A 407-nucleotide genomic window follows, 5' to 3' on the forward strand; every position below is an offset into this window, starting at 1 on the left:
AGGAGGGTCAACTCGTTGGTCATGATTTCAATGGTTTTTGTTAGACTTTCAATCACTTTATCTTGTGTCTCCATGGACTTACCTCCTTCTTTTTATCTCATTATACACAAAAAAAAGCCATGATTTCAATAGAAATCACGACTTTTTGAAACATTTATTTTTGGATTGATTGAAAATCCTTTCATGAGCCAGTCTACTTGCTCGGAAGTTAGAGCCTTGACCTCTTCTTCATTGTTTGGCCAGGTCAATTTTCCATTCTCAAAACGTTTATACAATAACCAAAATCCTTGTCCGTCCCAGTAAAGAGCTTTGAATCGGTCTTTTCGACCTCCGCAGAAGAGATAGACCTGACCTGAAAAGGGATCCAGATTGAATTGACTTTTGACAAGGTAGGCGAGAGAATCAAT

1 protein-coding gene is annotated in these 407 nt (G+C 38.1%); it reads right to left on the reverse strand.

Going from position 1 to position 407, the window contains the following annotated elements; genetic code table 11:
- Positions 1 to 125: 125 nt before the first annotated feature.
- The coding region (tnpB, locus tag C1E99_RS00625) for an IS66 family insertion sequence element accessory protein TnpB (RefSeq protein WP_153060128.1) at positions 126 to 407 on the reverse strand (282 nt) is incomplete at its 5' end.

This window comes from Streptococcus suis (assembly GCF_002964045.1).
Classification (GTDB): Bacteria; Bacillota; Bacilli; order Lactobacillales; family Streptococcaceae; genus Streptococcus; species Streptococcus suis_U.